The organism is Acetobacter sp. (genome assembly GCF_047723915.1).
GTDB lineage: Bacteria > Pseudomonadota > Alphaproteobacteria > Acetobacterales > Acetobacteraceae > Acetobacter.
Map to the genome: position 1 here is coordinate 35,791 of NZ_JBDOBQ010000005.1, position 15,875 is coordinate 51,665.

A 15,875-nucleotide genomic window follows, 5' to 3' on the forward strand; every position below is an offset into this window, starting at 1 on the left:
AGTAGGCCATGACTCCAGACGATCCCATTGCAGGCCGCCCCTTCTCTCCCGCCCGGCAGGCCCTGGCCCATGTCATGGCCCGCACAGGCCTTGTTCCCGAAAGCAGGGAGGAGCCCGAAGTCCTGCGCCGGCTGGCCCGTGCCCTCGAACCCGGCACGCAGGATGTGCCGGATGAGAAATACCGCCAGATCCTGTGCGTGGTGCGCCAGAAGAAATGGATCTCGCGCCTGATCGACCGCACCCGCCGCAGCGGTCGTGTGTGGATCATGCGGGCCGAGATCGAACAGGCCGTGGCCGGTATTACGGACCCCGAGGCGGATGACGCAGCCCTTGAACGCGCCCTGGCCCCGGTGGCCGAGGCCCGGCTGCGCGAATACGGAACCTCCCCCCGGGCCGTATTCGCGGCGGTGCAGGCGGATCTGGTGGATACCGGGCGTGTGCTGTCCCCCGCCCAGACCGACCTGCTGCTGATGGCCATTGCCGTGGCGTTCGGGCTGGGGGCCGACGACCCGTTCCTGGAAACCGCAAGGCGGGAGGAAAGCCAGCGGCAGACCGCCACCAGCCGGATCGAGAAAGTCGGGCGCGAACGGCGCGAGCAGGAAGAGGAACACCTGCGCACATGGGAGGAAAGCCTTGTTCCGTTCAGCGAGGTGCCGCGCCTGCTGCATTGCTCGCCGCGCGAGGCGTTGCGCTGGATAGCTGAGAACCGCCTGCCGGTGGCCCGCAAGGTGCTCGAATCCGGTGGGCGGGAACGGTGGGAGTTCGACCCCGCGACGCTGGTGGCCCTGCGCACCCAGTTGCCCGAATGGCGGCGTGGCTCCGGGCAGGGAGGCGCGCAGGGGGGTGCAGGGCAGGGCGGCGCGGGACAGGGTAATCCGGGGCCGGCGGGGGGTGCGGGTCGTGGCGGTTCAGCACCCGTGGCCCCGGACATGGGCCGCAAGGTGGCAAATGCCGTGATTGCGCGGGTGGCGGCACTGGATCGGTACGCGGCCCATTTCCGCACGGCGCGCGCGCTCAACCGCCGCCTTACACTGGTGACGGGGCCGACCAACAGCGGCAAGTCCTACACGGCGCTGAACGCCCTGGCCCAGGCCGAAAGCGGGCTTGCCCTGGCCCCCCTGCGCCTGCTGGCCCACGAATTCCGCGAAGCGCTGGCCGCGCGCGGGGTTGAGGCGTCCCTGTCCACGGGGGAGGAGCGCATTCTGGTGCCCGGCAGCCGCCATCTGGCGGCAACGGTGGAAATGTGTCCGTTCTACAATCCTGTCGACGTGGCGGTGATCGACGAAGCGCAGATGCTGTTCGATACCGACCGCGGTGCGGCGTGGACGGCGGCCATCATGGGGGCGCCCGCGCGGCACCTGTACGTTCTGGGTGCTCCGGACTGCATTCCCATGGTGCGGCGCATTGCCGAACTCTGTGGCGACCCGCTGGATGAAATCTCGCTCGAACGCAAAAGCCCCCTGCGTGCGGCATCGCAGCCGGTAAGGCTGGCCGAACTGGGTGCGGGCGATGCGCTGATCGCGTTCTCCCGGCGCGAGGTGCTGGACCTGCGCGCAGCCCTCATGCAGCACGGCAAGCGGGTCGCGGCGGTGTATGGTGCCCTCAGCCCCGAGGTGCGCCGGGCCGAGGCCCAGCGGTTCAACAACGGGCAGGCCGATATTCTGGTGGCGACGGATGCCATCGGCATGGGGCTGAACCTGTCCATCAAGCGGGTGGTGTTCGCGTCGCTCAAGAAATACGACGGCCGCCAGACACGGGACCTGACCGTGCAGGAAGTCAAGCAGATCGGCGGTCGCGCGGGGCGTTTCGGCAAGCATGAAACCGGCGTGGTGGCCGTGCTGGCCGGGGCGGGCAGCCCCTCCTTCGTGCGCCGCCAGCTGGAGGCGGACCCCGAACTGCCGGCCGACCTGCGGCCTTTCGTGCAGCCGGATGTGGATATCGTCAAAGCCGTGGCGTCGGAAATCGGCTCGCAAAGCCTGTACGGGGTGCTGGCCCGGATTCATCGTGCGGTTCTGCGCAAGGACGACCCCAATTACCGCCTGTCGGACATGGAGCAGGCCTTTGCCATTGCCTCCGCCCTGGAAGGGGTGGAAGGGCTGGACCTTGCCATGCGCTGGGCCTACGCCATGTGCCCGGTCGATGACCGCGACAACGGTATTCGCCGTCTGGTGGGCTGGGCGGCGGACCATGCGGCGGGGCGCAAGGTGCTGCCACCGGGCAGCGGGCACCTGCCCTCTGCCGAGCGGGCCGGGCGCGAGGAACTGGAACGGGCTGAAAAACGCCACAAGCGTCTTGTGGCATGGCGCTGGCTGGCCCTGCGTTTTCCGGACTTCTACCCCGACCGGGAAGAGGCCGAGGACACGACCCGCCGCCTGAACGACTGGATCGAAAGCGTTCTGCGCCAGCAGAGCCGCGCCCGGCGCACGCAGAAATTCTAACCCTCCGCCCGCTGCTTCCTGCCATGACATGGGGCAGGCCGGGTGACGGCTGACGGCGCACAGGGTCTGCAGCGGTGGCGGGCTGCGGACTGACCCGCTGCGTACTGGCCCGCCGGGTCAGAATACGCCGGTCAGGCGTTCCGAAACATCCCACAGGCGGGTGGCCGCGCTGGCCTTGCGCGCGGCTGCGGGCACATGGGCAGGCCCCGGAGGGCCGCGCCGTTCCCCCATGCCCTGCGGGCCGTAATAATCCCCATCCCGCGCGGTGGGGGAAAGGGCCGCGAACAGCAGCGGTTCCGCGCCGCGTGCCGCCGACTGGCCCAGCACGCGCAGCACGATAGTGCCCAGCGTATCTTCTATTGCGCCAAGGGGGGCTGGCAGGCTTGCGGCCTGACCGTTGTGAACGATGGATGTGGCGGCCCAGCCAGGGTGGGCGGCGCGTGCATGCAGGTTCCAGCCGTTTTCACCCGCGCGGCGGGCCAGTTCCTGCGTGAACAGCAGGTTGGCCAGCTTGCTCTGCTGGTAGGCCCCGAACGGGCTGTAGCGGTGGCGGCTTTGCAGGTCGTCGAAATGGATGGTGTTGCGCCCCGCGGCCAGACTGGCCACGGTCACGACAACGCCCCCCTGGGGCGCGGCTTCCAGCAGGGGGCGCAGGTGTCCGGTCAGGGCGAAATGCCCCAGATGGTTCACGCCGAACTGCAGTTCGAACCCGTCCGCCGTTTCACGCCTGCGGGTGGGGGCCATGACCCCGGCATTGTTGATGAGAATATCCAGCCTGTCCGTGTGCTCGCCCACCAGTGCCGCGCAGTCGGCTACCGAACGCAGGCTGGCCAGATCGAGCGGGAGCAGTGTCGCGTCTGCCTGCGGGCAGGTGGCGCGGATCTGATCCAGTGCCGCCAGCCCCCGGCGTGTGTCGCGTACGGGTAGTAGAAGTCTGGCCCCCCGGTGTGCGAGCCCCAGTGCCGCCTGCAGGCCAAGCCCGCTATTGGCCCCGGTCACCAGCGCGACCTGCCCGCGCAGGTCCGGGCGGCTGGCATCCACGCGCCACGCCTGTCTGGCGCCGATCATGATGGCAGGACCTTGAGACGTTCATCGTGCTCGGCTGCTTTCATGGCTTCCTCCGTCAGGCGTTTCTCGTTGCGTTTGAAGAACACAAGAGCCGTGAGAATAAGGACCACCGCAATCAGGCCGAACGCCAGGGCGAACCAGCCCGAAAGCCGTATGATCTGGCTGCCCAGCATATAGGCGCAGAACGCGTAACCGCCAGCCCAGAACAGCCCGCCCACCGCATTATAGAACAGGAACGAATGCCACGGCATGCGGTTCGCCCCGGCCAGAAGGGCCACGAACATGCGCAGCACCGCGATAAACCGGCCCAGAAAGACCACCGGCCCCCCGTGCTTGAGAAAGACGTACCGCCCCAGCAGCAGCCTTTGCGGGGTCAGCCCGAATTTGGGGCCGTACCGGCCCAGCAGGCGCAGGCCCAGCGCATGGCCGATCAGGTAGCCCAGGTTGTCGCCCATGACAGCCCCTGTCACCCCCGCGATGATCACCCCTTCGATCTGGAGCTGGTGCGTGGTGGCGCAGAACAGCGCGCCGGTAATCAGCAGGCTTTCGGCGGGCAGGGGAAGGCCCATGCTTTCCAGCATGACCACCACGCCGATCACGCCGTAGCCGTACCGGGCAAACAGGCTGATCAGGTAATCAAGCGAAAAGATGGTTTCCAGAGCGTGTGCCAGAATGAACGATCCAGTTCAGGGTGTGAGAACGCATGACGCAGACACGGAGGAACCGTGTCGTTCCCCTGCTGTCAACCCCGAAAGCGGCCGGGGCTGTCACGGGCAGGCTTGAGCGGGCGGCTGCCGGGTTGGCCGCGGACCTGTGGGCGGGTCGGCAGACGGGTTGATGAACAGGCCATTGGGCGGGTCGGTAGCCAGTCCAGTTGGCAGGCCGGTCGGCGGCCGATGAACAGGCATGCCCGGGCCGATGGGTTTGCCAGCACGGGCATGCTAGAGTGTAACGCATGATACATGACCGAGATGCCTCGCGCCCCGTGCCTCTTCCTTACGGGAGCTGGCCCTCCCCCGTAACCGCCGGGCTTGTGGCCGGCAAGACGCTGACCCTGTCGGAAGTCAGTGCCGTGGGCCGGACCGTCTACTGGCTGGAGCGCCGCCCGGCGGAAGGCGGGCGCACCGCGCTCATGCGCTGGACGCAGGCCGAAGGCGCGCACGATGCCGTGCCGCAGGATGTCGATGTCGGCACGCGGGTGCATGAATATGGCGGCGGGGCCTATGCCGCAGGTCCGCATGGCGTGGCCTGTTCCGACCGGCGGACGGGGCAGGTCTGGTTTCTGGCCAGTGGCGCCGCATTGCCGCACGGCATGTCAGCACCGGGTGGGCAGGGTCCTGCGGTCCTGCTGGCGGGGGCCGAAGGGCTGCGCTTCGCAGACCTGCGCCTTGATCCGCGAAGCGGCATGGTGCTGGCAGTACGGGAAGACCACCGCACCGGCCCCGAACCGCAGGCCAGTCTTGTAGCGCTGGGTAGTGCTGCCGGTGCCGCCGGGCGCGTTCTTGTGCAGGGGGCGGATTTCTACGCATCTCCGGCCCTGTCGCCCGATGGCGCAACCCTGGCCTGGGTGGAATGGAACCACCCCGCCATGCCGTGGGATGCGACGCGCCTGTGCGTGGCCCCTGTCCTGCGCGGGGCGGATGGCGCAATCGAGGCCGTGGAACAGCCCCGCGTGCTGGCCGGGGCCAATGGGGCCGAATCCCTGGGCGAGCCGCGCTGGACGCAGGACGGCCGGTTGCTGGTCGTATCTGACCGGGCAGGTGCGTGGGGTGTGTGGGAGGTTCCTCTCCAGCCCTCTGCCGTCCCGACCGACGGAGGGAATGCGGCGGAAAGCCTTCGGCCCTACCCGGCGCCGGAGGGCGAGATCGGCCAGCCTGCCTGGGTGTTCGGCCAGCGCAGCTACATGCCCCTGCCTGACGGGGGCTGCCTGTTTCTGGCTGTGCGCGACGGGGCAGGGCAGTGTGTCCTGCGCAGTGCAGGCGGGCAGACCGCGCCCTTTGCCGGCCACCCCGAGCAATGCCCCGTGCCGATGGACGATGGCGGCTTTGCCTGGCTGGATGCGCCACCGGACGGGCTGCCTGCCGTTGTGGTCGGGTCGGGCACAGGCAGCCCAACGATATGCGTGCGTCGCGCAGCACCACCTGTGCTGGCGGTGCGGGATATTGCCTGCCCGGTGTCACTGACATTTCCCGTTCCCGGTTTTTCGCCCAATCGTGACCCGGGGGGCGACGGAGCGGGCTCCGATGCGGGCTCCGATGCGGACGGCCTGCGGGGGCATGCATTTTTCTACCCGCCCACCAATGCCGGTTTTTGCGGGCCGGAGGGTGAACGCCCGCCGCTGATCGTGCAGGTACACGGGGGGCCGACCGCGCGGGCGCAGGACAGTTTTTCCTTCAAGGTGCAGTGGTGGACGTCGCGCGGCTTTGCCGTGCTGGACGTCAATTACGGTGGCTCGACCGGATTCGGCCGCGCATGGCGCAACCGTCTGCTGGGGCAGTGGGGCGTTGTGGATGTGGCGGACTGCATAGCCGCCGCACGTCACGTCATTGAGGCCGGGCTGGTGGATGCGAATCGGGTTGCGATTCGGGGGTCCAGCGCAGGTGGCATGACCGTGCTGGTGGCCCTGGCCGAATCCGGGCTGTTTGCGGCGGGGGTGAGCCTGTACGGCGTGACGGACCTGCGCGCTCTGGCGCAGGAGACACACAAGTTCGAATCGCGTTACCTCGACGGGCTGATCGGTCCGTGGCCACAGGCCGAATCGGTGTATCTGGCGCGTTCGCCCCTGTCGGTCGCGGGGCGTATCACATCTCCCGTGCTGCTGTTGCAGGGGGCGGAAGACAAGGTTGTGCCGCCTTCGCAGGCCCATGCCATGGCCCGGGCGCTGCGGGCCGTGGGCACACCCTGCCACCTGCGCGAATTCCCCGGTGAAGGACACGGTTTTCGCAGGGAAAGCACCATCCGCGCGGCACTGGGGGAGGAACTGGCGTTCTACGGCCGGGTTTTCGGCTTTACGCCCTACCAGCCCGAGGCAGAGCCTGAATCAAACCCTGCATAAAACCTGCCAGGGGCCTGACCGGGCTCTGGGGCCGGGGCAGGGCGGGGTCAGGTCTCGTAATGCGGACGGTAGGTCAGGCCTTCGATCCAGGCGCGGATATCTGTGGGGCGGTCCACCGTGGCCATGCCCCGGTCGAAAATATATTCCGCGATTCGCGCCGCCGACGTCACGCAGACATCGAGAATATCGTCCTGCGGGGGGTAAAGCCTGCCGCGTTCGCGCGCTGTTGCGCCAACCTGCCCCGCCAGCGCCCGGGCCGATTCGATCACCACGTCATCGGTCATCAGTTTCGGGCGGGTGGCATAGACAGCCAGACCCAGGGCCGGGAAAATATAAAAATTATTGGCCTGCCCCGGATAGAAACTGTGCCCGTGCAGCGTAACTTCGGGAAATTGCAGGCCCGCCGCGAACAGCGCCCGGCCTTTCGACCATTCGTAAGCCTGTTCGGCCGTGCATTCCGCGTTGGTCTCGGGCAGGGACAGCGCGAAGAGAATCGGCCGTTCGGTAATGCGGGCCATGGCTTCCACCACCGGGCGGGTAAAGGCGCCACCCGCGGTGGATACGCCAATCAGCACCGACGGACGCACGGCGTCCACCACGTCCGGCAGGCTGTCCGTGGCGGGCATGTTTTTGGCGAAACGGGCCTGCTGGGGCGCAAGATCGGTGCGCGACGTCTCAAGCAGGCCGCCCGCGTCCATCAGGGTTATGCGTTCGATGGCCGCCTGTTCCGACAGCCCTTCCTGCCGCATGGCTGAAACCAGCATATCCGCGATACCCAGCCCCGAAGACCCCGCGCCAAGAAACAGGAACCGCTGCGCCGCAAGGGGCTCGCCCTTGATTTCAAGGGCGGAGATCAGCCCCGCCAGCGTTACGGCGGCGGTGCCCTGTATGTCGTCGTTGTAGCACAGCACGCGGTTGCGGTATTTTTCCAGGTAGCGGATGGCGTCCGTGCCTTTCCAGTCCTCGAAATGCAGGCAGGCGTGGGGAAAAATATCCTGCACGGCCTGCACGAATTCCTCCACAAAACCGTCCAGTTCGTGGGCCGGGGGCGGTTCGCGGCGCAGGCCCAGATACAGCGGGTCGGCGCGCAGGGCGCTGTTCGTGGTTCCGATATCGAGCTGAACGGGCAGCAGCACCGCAGGTGGCACCGCGCCACAGGCGGTGTAGAGGTCCAGCTTGCCGATAGGAATGCCCATGCCGTTCACCCCGATATCGCCCAGTCCCAGAATGCGCCCGCCCGTTGTCACGCACAGGAATTGCACGTCGCGCGCGGGCCAGTTTTCCAGCACGTCGCGAATACGCCCGCGCATGTCCAGGCTGATATACATGCCCCTTGGCCGCCGGTAGATATGGCTGAACTGCTGGCATACGGCGGCAAGGGTCGGGGCGTAGACAATGGGCACGAACCGGGCCGGGTTGGACATCAGCACCCGGTAGAACAGGGTTTCGTTCTGGTCGCGCAGGCCGCTCAGGTAAATATAGCGATCAAGATTGCTGTCCTTGGCGTCCAGATGCCGGTGGATTCGCTCCACCTGGCGGTCCAGGCTTTCCACCTGTGTTGGCAGCAGGCCTTCCAGCCCGTAAAGGCGGCGCTCCTCCTGCGTAAAGGCCGTGCCCTTGTTAAGCCGCGCGTTGTTGAGAAGGGCCAGGCCTTTGGGATGTAGTGCGGATGACATGACGACTCCTTGAACGGGCAGGCTGTAACGCCTCCCCACACTGCAAACACGGGCTGCGTGGCGAGGGTTTCAGAACCGGGAGAAGCATGGGCATAAAAAAAGGCGGCCCGAGGCCGCCTTGAAAAAATGTGCGAAAACGTGAAAAGCGCTTACAGCTTTTCTACCTGGTTGAATTCCAGGTCCACCGGGGTGGAGCGCCCGAAAATGGAAACGCTGACCTTCAGGCGGCCCTTTTCCTCGTCCACTTCCTCGATAATACCGTTGAAGGAGGTGAACGGTCCGTCGGCCACGCGAATCTGCTCGCCCACTTCGAACGTAACAGCGGAGCGGGGGTGCTGAACGCCCTCTTCCGTCTGCTGGATAATGCGTTCCGCTTCCGCCGCGGAAATCGGGGTGGGGCGGTTGCGGGTGCCCAGAAAGCCGGTGACCTTGGGCGAATCCTTGACCAGATGCCAGGTTTCGTCGGTCATTTCCATTTTGATCAGAACATAGCCCGGAAAGAACTTGCGCTCGGTACTGACCTTCTGGCCACGGCGCATTTCAATCACTTCCTCGGAAGGAACCATGATCTCGTCAATATGGTCGCTCAGCCCTTTCTGTTCCGCTTCCTCGCGGATGAACTGGGCGATCTTCTTTTCAAAGCCCGAATAGACGTGAACCACATACCAGCGCTTGGCCATGTCGTTTCCTCAGCCTCCCAGCCCGAAAAGTTGGCGCAGACCCAGGCCGATCAGCTGGTCCACGACAAAGAAGAAGATGGATGCCATGCCCGCCATGGCCAGAACGGCCCCGGTGGTTACAAGCGTCGCCCGGCGGGAGGGCCATGTGACCCGTTCCGCCTCGGCGCGCACGTCATGCAGGAACTTACCGGGACTGAGCGACACGAACCAACCTCTCTTCTCTGCCTGCTCCGCTGAAACTGGAGGCGGCCCTGAACTTCGCATGGCCATCGCAAGAAAAACCACACTATCAGGAAGGAAGCGGGATTTTTACTCGTACGGCACCAGAAAAAACTGGCAGGGGTGGAGGGTCTCGAACCCACAACCTCCGGTTTTGGAGACCGGCACTCTAGCCAATTGAGCTACACCCCTGCAGCGTGTCCGCCACGGCTGGGAAGACCTATAACGGAAAGCTATGGGTCTGACCAGCCACTTAAGCGACCATCGCAGGAGGCGGAACAAAATATGTTGCGCGCCCAAAGTCAAGAGGCCACGACTGATTTTGCCTGAACCGGCCCCCGACACGCCTCCGGCACGATCCACAATACCGCCTGCAACAGGCTCCCGAACCGGCCGCCGCATCCGACACCCTGCGGTCTTCGTCCGGTCCTTATGTCCCATTCCGCCTTACGGACCACGCACCTGCGGGGCGGTTATGGAGCATGCGCCCCAATATCGCGCCGGGCAGCACATGGCGGATCGGCCGGGCAGGTGCCGTCGTGGCGGTGTGCTGGCGTTCAGCGCCACGGCGCAACGCGGGGTGTGGCACGGTCGCCGCCCGGATGCCGCATCGCCCACAGCCTGGAGGGCTTGCGCGCTTTTGGCGTTTGAGGGTATGAAGCCAGCAGGGCGCGCGGGCATAGCATAGTGGTAATGCAGTAGCCTTCCAAGTTACCGAGGAGGGTTCGATTCCCTCTGCCCGCTCCAGTTTTTTCCTGCCGGTCGCGTCTGTTTTCATCTTCTTCCCCGGTGCGGTCGTTGGGCTCTTCTGTTGGCGCTGCTGCGCCGGCTAGGTATTTTATGTCTCGTGTTAGCCCCGTTCGGGGCCATTTTTATGTCTCGGCCCTGCGGCCAAAACGCGCGTGTTCGGCCCCGCGATAAAAATTGGGTCTTCGTGCCGGTTGCGTGGCTGTTACGGGCATGCTAGAGGCCGCGCCGATAGATGCCTCGAACCGGTTCGTCCGCAGGATGGTCGGCGGGGTGTGGTTTCAGTGTGGAATGCCGGCGCGCACAGAAGGAAAGAACCAAAGAGTGGTGGCCTCGGGCGTAACGACAGCACAACCGGTTGCTTTTGCTGCCAACGGTCTGGAAGGCCGCTATGCGACGGCACTCTACGATCTCGCAGCCGAGCAGCGGCAGTTGGATGCCGTCCTGGATGAAGGCGAGGCCCTGGCCCGCCTGATCGATGAAAGTGCGCCGCTGCGCACCGTTCTCGAAGACAGGCGGCTTGATATCCTGGTGTCTCGCAAGGCCTTGCAGGCCGTGCTCGAGGCGCAGGGTTTCGGCAAGCTTTTGCAGAATTTCGTGGGTGTGGTGGCCGATAACCGCCGTCTGCCCGTGCTGCGCCGTATCCTGGCCGCGCTCGACGCGCTGGCCATTGCCCGCCGGGGTGAGGTCGTGGCCGAAGTGTCCAGCGCCATACCGCTTTCGGCCGAACAGCGCGCCCAGCTTCAGGCGCGCCTGGCCGAGGCCGGGTATTCCCGCATTACTATTCGTGAGCGTGTCGATTCTTCCCTGCTCGGCGGCCTTGTCGTGCGTGTAGGGGCGAAGCTGTATGACGCGAGCCTCAAGACCCGCCTGTTTCGTTTGCATTACGCCATGAAGGGAGCCGCGTGATGGAAATCCGTCCCGCAGAGATTTCGGATATCCTCAAGCAGCAGATTGCCTCTTTTGACAAGGAATCTGATGTTGTCGAAACCGGCACTGTTCTGTCCGTTGGCGACGGCATTGCCCGCGTTTTCGGCCTGCAGAATGTGATGGCGGGCGAGCTGGTGGAGTTCCCCTCCGTCGGCCAGCGGGGCATGGCCCTGAACCTCGAAAGCGACAATGTCGGTATCGTCATTTTCGGTGACGACACCAACATCCGCGAAGGTGACACCGTGACCCGTTCGGGCATGGTGGTCAGTGTTCCGACCGGCAAGGGCCTGCTGGGCCGCGTGGTAGACGGGCTGGGTAACCCCATTGACGACAAGGGGCCGCTGGTCGACGTCGAACTGCGCCGTGCCGAAGTCAAGGCGCCCGGCATCATGCCGCGCCAGTCCGTGCATGAACCCATGCAGACCGGGATCAAGGCGATCGACGCCCTGGTGCCGATCGGCCGTGGTCAGCGCGAACTCGTGATCGGTGACCGCCAGACCGGCAAGACCACCATCCTGACCGACACCATTCTGGCGCAGAAAGCCGTGAACGATGCCGGCGACGACAAGAAGTCGCTCTACTGCATTTACGTCGCAGTCGGCCAGAAGCGTTCCACCGTCGCGCAGCTCGTGCGTCTGCTCGAAGCCAAGGGTGCGATGAAATACTCCATCGTTGTGGCCGCCACCGCGTCCGACCCGGCTCCGCTGCAGTATCTCGCACCGTATGCTGCCTGCGCCATGGGCGAATATTTTCGCGACAACGGCATGCACGCCCTGATCTGCTACGACGATCTGTCCAAGCAGGCCGTGGCCTACCGCCAGATGTCCCTGCTGCTGCGCCGTCCCCCGGGCCGTGAGGCCTATCCGGGCGACGTGTTCTTCCTGCATTCCCGTCTGCTGGAACGTGCGGCGAAAATGTCCGACGCCCACGGCGCCGGTTCGCTGACCGCCCTGCCGGTGATCGAAACCCAGGCAGGTGACGTCGCGGCTTATATTCCCACGAACGTCATTTCCATCACCGATGGCCAGATCTTCCTTGAAACCGACCTGTTCTACAAGGGTATCCGCCCTGCCGTGAACGTCGGGGGCTCGGTCTCCCGCGTTGGCTCCGCCGCCCAGATCAAGGCGATGAAGCAGGTCGCAGGCAAGATCAAGCTGGAACTGGCCCAGTACCGCGAAATGGCAGCGTTCTCGCAGTTCGCGTCCGACCTGGACCCGGCAACGCAGAAAATGCTGGCCCGTGGTGCGCGGCTGGTGGAGCTGCTCAAGCAGCCGCAGGCCTCACCGCTTTCGGTCGCGGAACAGGTTGTGCTGCTGTTCGCGGGCACCCGTGGTTTCATTGACGGGATCGCGGTCAACAAGGTTGTGGCCTGGGAACGCGCGGTGCTGGACGATATCCGTAGCGCTGGCAAGGACATTCTCGACACGCTGGGCAAGGAACAGGCTCTTTCCAAGGAACTGGAAGCCCGGCTGACGGAATACCTGACCACCTTCAACCGCAACTTCGCGGGCTGAGGGAGCACCAGCGCCCATGGCCTCCCTCAAGGAACTTCGCGCCCGCATCGGCAGTATCAAGTCGACACGGAAGATCACGAGCGCCATGAAAATGGTGGCGGCCGCCAAGTTGCGGCGCGCACAGGCCAGCGCGGAAGCGGCTCGCCCCTATGCCGCGGCCATGCGCCGCATGCTGGGTGAACTGGCTGCCGCGACCCAGGGTGAGGACGGGGCTCCCCGTCTTCTGGCGGGAACGGGTCAGGACAAGGTGCATCTGCTGGTGCCCCTGACCAGTGACCGTGGGCTGTGCGGGGGGTTCAACTCCAACGTGCACCGTCTTACGGTCCAGACCATCCGCCGCCTTCAGGCCGAAGGCAAGACCGTCAGGCTGCTGCCGGTCGGTCGCCGGGCGCTGAACTTCTTCATGCGCGAGCATGCCGACCTGATCGTCGATCACGTGATCGGTGTCAGCGGCAAGGAAGTTCCGTTCTCGGTCGCCAGCGGTCTGGGCGACAAGATCAACACCCTGCTCGAAGCGGGAGAAATCGACGTCTGCACGCTTGTGTTCAACAAGTTCAGCAACGCGATGCTCCAGGTGCCCGTGTGCCAGCAGCTTGTGCCGATGGTGGTTGACGATACGGTGAAAGCCGAACCCGCCAACGACGTCGCGCAGTACGAGTTCGAGCCGGATGAAGCAACGCTTCTGGCCATGCTGCTGCCCCGCAACCTCCAGGTGCAGATTTACGCCTCCCTGCTGGAAACGGCAGCGGGCGAGAACGGCGCCCGGATGACGGCCATGGATAACGCCACGCGTAACGCGGGCCGCTCTATCGACAGTCTGACGCAGGTCTATAACCGGACCCGCCAGACCAATATCACCAACGAACTGATCGAAATCATTTCGGGCGCCCAGGCTGTCTGAGCCCGCCCGCATGCCCGCAGGAGCTGACCCCATGTCGGATACCACAACCCAGACCCAGGCCCCTGCGGCCACTAAGACCAACGCAGTTGGTCGCATTACCGAGATCAGAGGTCCGGTCGTTGACGTGCAGTTCCAGGGTGAACTGCCCAAGATTCTCAACGCATTGCACGTGTCGCTGGACGGCCAGACCCTGGTTCTGGAAGTCGCCCAGGAAATTGGCGAACACGAAGTGCGCTGCATTGCCATGGACTCGACCGATGGTCTGGTGCGTGGCGCCGAAGTCGTGGACACCGGCGCCCAGATTTCCGTGCCTGTCGGTCCGGAAACGCTTGGCCGTATCCTGAACGTGATCGGTGAACCGATCGACGAAAAAGGCCCCGTGCGCACCACCCGCCGCGCCAGCATCCACCGCGATGCCCCTGCGTTCGACGAACAGGCCGCCGCGTCCGAAATCCTGATGACCGGGATCAAGGTTGTCGACCTGCTCTGCCCCTATCTCAAGGGCGGCAAGATCGGCCTGTTCGGTGGTGCCGGCGTGGGTAAGACCGTCATTATTCAGGAACTGATCAACAACATCGCCAAGGCGCATGGCGGCGTGTCCGTGTTCGCGGGTGTTGGTGAACGTACCCGTGAAGGGAACGACCTGTATTACGAAATGCAGGATGCCGGCGTGATCAAGCTGGCCGAGGACGGCGCGACCGACGGGTCCAAGGTTGCCCTGGTGTTCGGCCAGATGAACGAGCCGCCGGGTGCGCGTGCCCGCGTGGCGCTGAGCGGCCTGACCATGGCGGAATATTTCCGCGATGAAGAAAACCAGGACGTGCTGTTCTTTGTGGACAACATCTTCCGCTTCACGCAGGCCGGTTCGGAAGTGTCGGCACTGCTGGGCCGTATTCCTTCCGCCGTGGGCTATCAGCCTACGCTGGCAACGGAAATGGGCGCCCTGCAGGAGCGTATCACCTCCACCAAGAAGGGCTCCATCACCTCCGTGCAGGCCGTTTACGTGCCCGCCGACGATCTGACCGACCCGGCGCCGGCAGCCACCTTCGCGCATCTGGATGCGACGACCGTGCTGAACCGCTCCATCGCGGAAATGGGGATCTACCCGGCGGTCGATCCGCTGGATTCCACGTCCCGCGCGCTGGACCCGCAGATCGTGGGTGAAGAACACTACCAGGTCGCACTTGAAGTGCAGCGTATCCTGCAGACCTACAAGTCCCTGCAGGACATCATTGCCATTCTGGGCATGGACGAACTGTCCGAGGACGACAAGCAGATCGTGGCCCGCGCGCGTCGTATCCAGCGCTTCCTGTCCCAGCCGTTCCACGTGGCCGAAGTGTTCACGGGTGCGCCGGGCAAGCTGGTGTCCGTGGCCGACACGGTCCGGTCCTTCAAGGCGATCTGTGCGGGTGAATATGACGACCTGCCCGAAGCTGCCTTCTACATGGTGGGTTCCATCGAAGAAGCAGTCGCCAAGGCAGAAAAAATGAGGGAGTCGGCCTGACCGCCGGTTTCGGGAAGGAGCGTCGTTGATGCCGATCCAGATTGAGATTATCAGTCCCGAGAAGGTTCTGGTGTCGCGCGAGGTTGACATGGCCGTCCTGCCCGGCATGGAGGGCGATATCGCCGCCATGCCCGAGCATTCGCCCATGATGCTTCTGCTGCGCGGTGGCGTCGTGGCCCTGTACGAGGGCGACACCGTGACCGACCGCTACTTTGTGGGCGGCGGCTTTGCGGATATCACGCCCACACGCTGCACTGTTCTTGCGGACAAGGCAGTGCCGGTTGGCGATATTTCTATCGACAACGCTACGGCCCAGCTCGAAGCCCTGTCCGAAGCGTGGGACAAGGCCGACAAGACGGATACGACCCGTCTGAGCGTATTGCAGGACCAGATTCTGGCTGTCCGCGCCGAGATCGAAGCCGGTTCCGGCGCGAACTGACTTCGGATCTGCCGGGCCGCAAGATCCGGTCTGGAAAAAAGCCACCCATCGGGTGGCTTTTTTTATGCCCTGTTATTCAGCTCCGGCGGTCTCGATGCCGGCAGGCGCGTTGCGTGCGGTGCCTAGCCCCGGCCGCGATAGGTCGGCACGTCCTGCCCGGGAATCCAGACCTCTTTGGGCGGTTCGCCGGTCTGCCAGAACACGTCTATGGGCATGCCCCCGCGTGGATACCAGTAGGCGCCGATGCGCAGCCATAGCGGGGCAAGCAGATCGACCAGCGTGGTTGCGATCTGGAGCGAGCAGGCTTCATGAAACGCGCCGTGGTTTCTGAAACTGGTCAGGAACAGTTTCAAGGACTTGCTTTCGACAATCCACTGGTCCGGCACGTAGTCGATGACAATGTGCGCGAAGTCCGGCTGGCTGGTGATGGGGCAGAGGGACGTGAATTCGGGCGCGGTAAAGCGCACCATATACTGCCTGCCCTGATGCGGGGCGGGTACGCGTTCCAGAATGGCCTCTTCGGGGCTGGCTGGGGCGGCGACAAGGCGGCCGAGCTGCGTCAGGCCCTGGCTGCCGTTATCGGGTCTGGTCATGTTTGTGTCTCCCATCGACTCTTTATGGCTCATGTCCAGATGGTGGACGCGCAAGTCAAGCTTTGTGTGGAACATTCGGCGGAGCGTGGCTGTCGTTTTCAGGGTAGCTGG

At 64.8% G+C, this 15,875-nt stretch carries 14 protein-coding genes and 2 tRNA genes; 9 read left to right on the plus strand and 7 right to left on the minus strand.

Features of this window, described 5'->3' with window-relative positions; translation table 11 throughout:
• Positions 1 to 8: 8 nt before the first annotated feature.
• The gene (locus ABF990_RS04790) at positions 9 to 2,438 is read left to right on the plus strand and encodes a helicase-related protein (RefSeq protein WP_415499915.1); all 2,430 of its coding nucleotides are present in this window, start codon (positions 9 to 11) and stop codon (positions 2,436 to 2,438) included.
• Between the two features lie 117 nt (positions 2,439 to 2,555).
• Here the strand turns inward: ABF990_RS04790 and ABF990_RS04795 are convergent, their stop codons facing one another.
• Positions 2,556 to 3,503 carry an SDR family oxidoreductase gene (locus ABF990_RS04795; RefSeq protein ID WP_415499923.1) on the minus strand — a complete coding sequence of 316 codons (948 nt, stop codon included), beginning with the start codon at positions 3,501 to 3,503 and terminating at the stop codon, positions 2,556 to 2,558.
• Complete coding sequence (locus ABF990_RS04800; RefSeq protein ID WP_415491233.1) at positions 3,503 to 4,096, minus strand: DedA family protein; 594 nt, start codon at positions 4,094 to 4,096, stop codon at positions 3,503 to 3,505. The genes ABF990_RS04795 and ABF990_RS04800 overlap by 1 nt, the downstream gene beginning before the upstream one ends.
• Before the next feature lie 113 nt (positions 4,097 to 4,209).
• Here ABF990_RS04800 and ABF990_RS04805 point away from each other — a divergent pair, with 113 nt between their 5' ends.
• Together ABF990_RS04805 and ABF990_RS04810 are read left to right on the plus strand one after the other, a co-directional pair.
• Positions 4,210 to 4,344: a hypothetical protein gene (locus ABF990_RS04805; protein WP_415499914.1), complete on the plus strand. Its 135-nt coding sequence runs from the start codon at positions 4,210 to 4,212 to the stop codon at positions 4,342 to 4,344.
• A gap of 117 nt (positions 4,345 to 4,461) precedes the next feature.
• The gene (locus ABF990_RS04810) at positions 4,462 to 6,561 is read left to right on the plus strand and encodes a prolyl oligopeptidase family serine peptidase (protein ID WP_415499913.1); all 2,100 of its coding nucleotides are present in this window, start codon (positions 4,462 to 4,464) and stop codon (positions 6,559 to 6,561) included.
• A 47-nt stretch (positions 6,562 to 6,608) separates the two neighbouring features.
• On the opposite strand, the gene ABF990_RS04815 is transcribed toward ABF990_RS04810, so the two are convergent.
• From ABF990_RS04815 to ABF990_RS04830, 4 genes are all read right to left on the minus strand, one after another.
• A complete protein-coding gene (locus tag ABF990_RS04815; RefSeq protein ID WP_415499912.1) occupies positions 6,609 to 8,237 on the minus strand; it encodes an NAD-dependent malic enzyme in 1,629 nt (542 codons plus the stop codon).
• Between the two features lie 149 nt (positions 8,238 to 8,386).
• A complete protein-coding gene (gene nusG, locus ABF990_RS04820) occupies positions 8,387 to 8,917 on the minus strand; it encodes a transcription termination/antitermination protein NusG (RefSeq protein ID WP_207845289.1) in 531 nt (176 codons plus the stop codon).
• A gap of 9 nt (positions 8,918 to 8,926) precedes the next feature.
• Positions 8,927 to 9,121, minus strand: coding sequence for a preprotein translocase subunit SecE (gene secE / locus ABF990_RS04825; protein WP_207845290.1), 195 nt, complete (start codon positions 9,119 to 9,121; stop codon positions 8,927 to 8,929).
• A 130-nt stretch (positions 9,122 to 9,251) separates the two neighbouring features.
• A tRNA-Trp gene (locus ABF990_RS04830) sits at positions 9,252 to 9,328 on the minus strand.
• A gap of 481 nt (positions 9,329 to 9,809) precedes the next feature.
• Here ABF990_RS04830 and ABF990_RS04835 point away from each other — a divergent pair.
• The 6 genes from ABF990_RS04835 to atpC all read left to right on the plus strand — a co-directional run bounded on the left by ABF990_RS04835 (position 9,810) and on the right by atpC (position 15,171).
• Positions 9,810 to 9,883: transfer RNA gene (locus ABF990_RS04835), tRNA-Gly, on the plus strand.
• A gap of 291 nt (positions 9,884 to 10,174) precedes the next feature.
• Complete coding sequence (gene atpH, locus ABF990_RS04840) at positions 10,175 to 10,792, plus strand: ATP synthase F1 subunit delta (RefSeq protein WP_415491221.1); 618 nt, start codon at positions 10,175 to 10,177, stop codon at positions 10,790 to 10,792.
• Positions 10,792 to 12,327, plus strand: a complete 1,536-nt coding sequence (gene atpA, locus ABF990_RS04845) for a F0F1 ATP synthase subunit alpha (RefSeq protein ID WP_415499911.1) — start codon at positions 10,792 to 10,794, stop codon at positions 12,325 to 12,327. The genes atpH and atpA overlap by 1 nt, the downstream gene beginning before the upstream one ends.
• Before the next feature lie 16 nt (positions 12,328 to 12,343).
• The gene (locus ABF990_RS04850) at positions 12,344 to 13,228 is read left to right on the plus strand and encodes a F0F1 ATP synthase subunit gamma (RefSeq protein ID WP_415491223.1); all 885 of its coding nucleotides are present in this window, start codon (positions 12,344 to 12,346) and stop codon (positions 13,226 to 13,228) included.
• A gap of 31 nt (positions 13,229 to 13,259) precedes the next feature.
• Positions 13,260 to 14,732 (plus strand): F0F1 ATP synthase subunit beta, encoded by a 1,473-nt coding sequence (atpD, locus tag ABF990_RS04855; RefSeq protein ID WP_415491224.1) that lies wholly within the window; start codon positions 13,260 to 13,262, stop codon positions 14,730 to 14,732.
• Positions 14,733 to 14,760: 28 nt separating this feature from the next.
• Positions 14,761 to 15,171 (plus strand): ATP synthase F1 subunit epsilon, encoded by a 411-nt coding sequence (atpC, locus tag ABF990_RS04860; protein ID WP_415491225.1) that lies wholly within the window; start codon positions 14,761 to 14,763, stop codon positions 15,169 to 15,171.
• Between the two features lie 122 nt (positions 15,172 to 15,293).
• On the opposite strand, the gene queF is transcribed toward atpC, so the two are convergent.
• Positions 15,294 to 15,764: a preQ(1) synthase gene (gene queF / locus ABF990_RS04865; protein WP_415491226.1), complete on the minus strand. Its 471-nt coding sequence runs from the start codon at positions 15,762 to 15,764 to the stop codon at positions 15,294 to 15,296.
• Positions 15,765 to 15,875 lie beyond the last annotated feature (111 nt).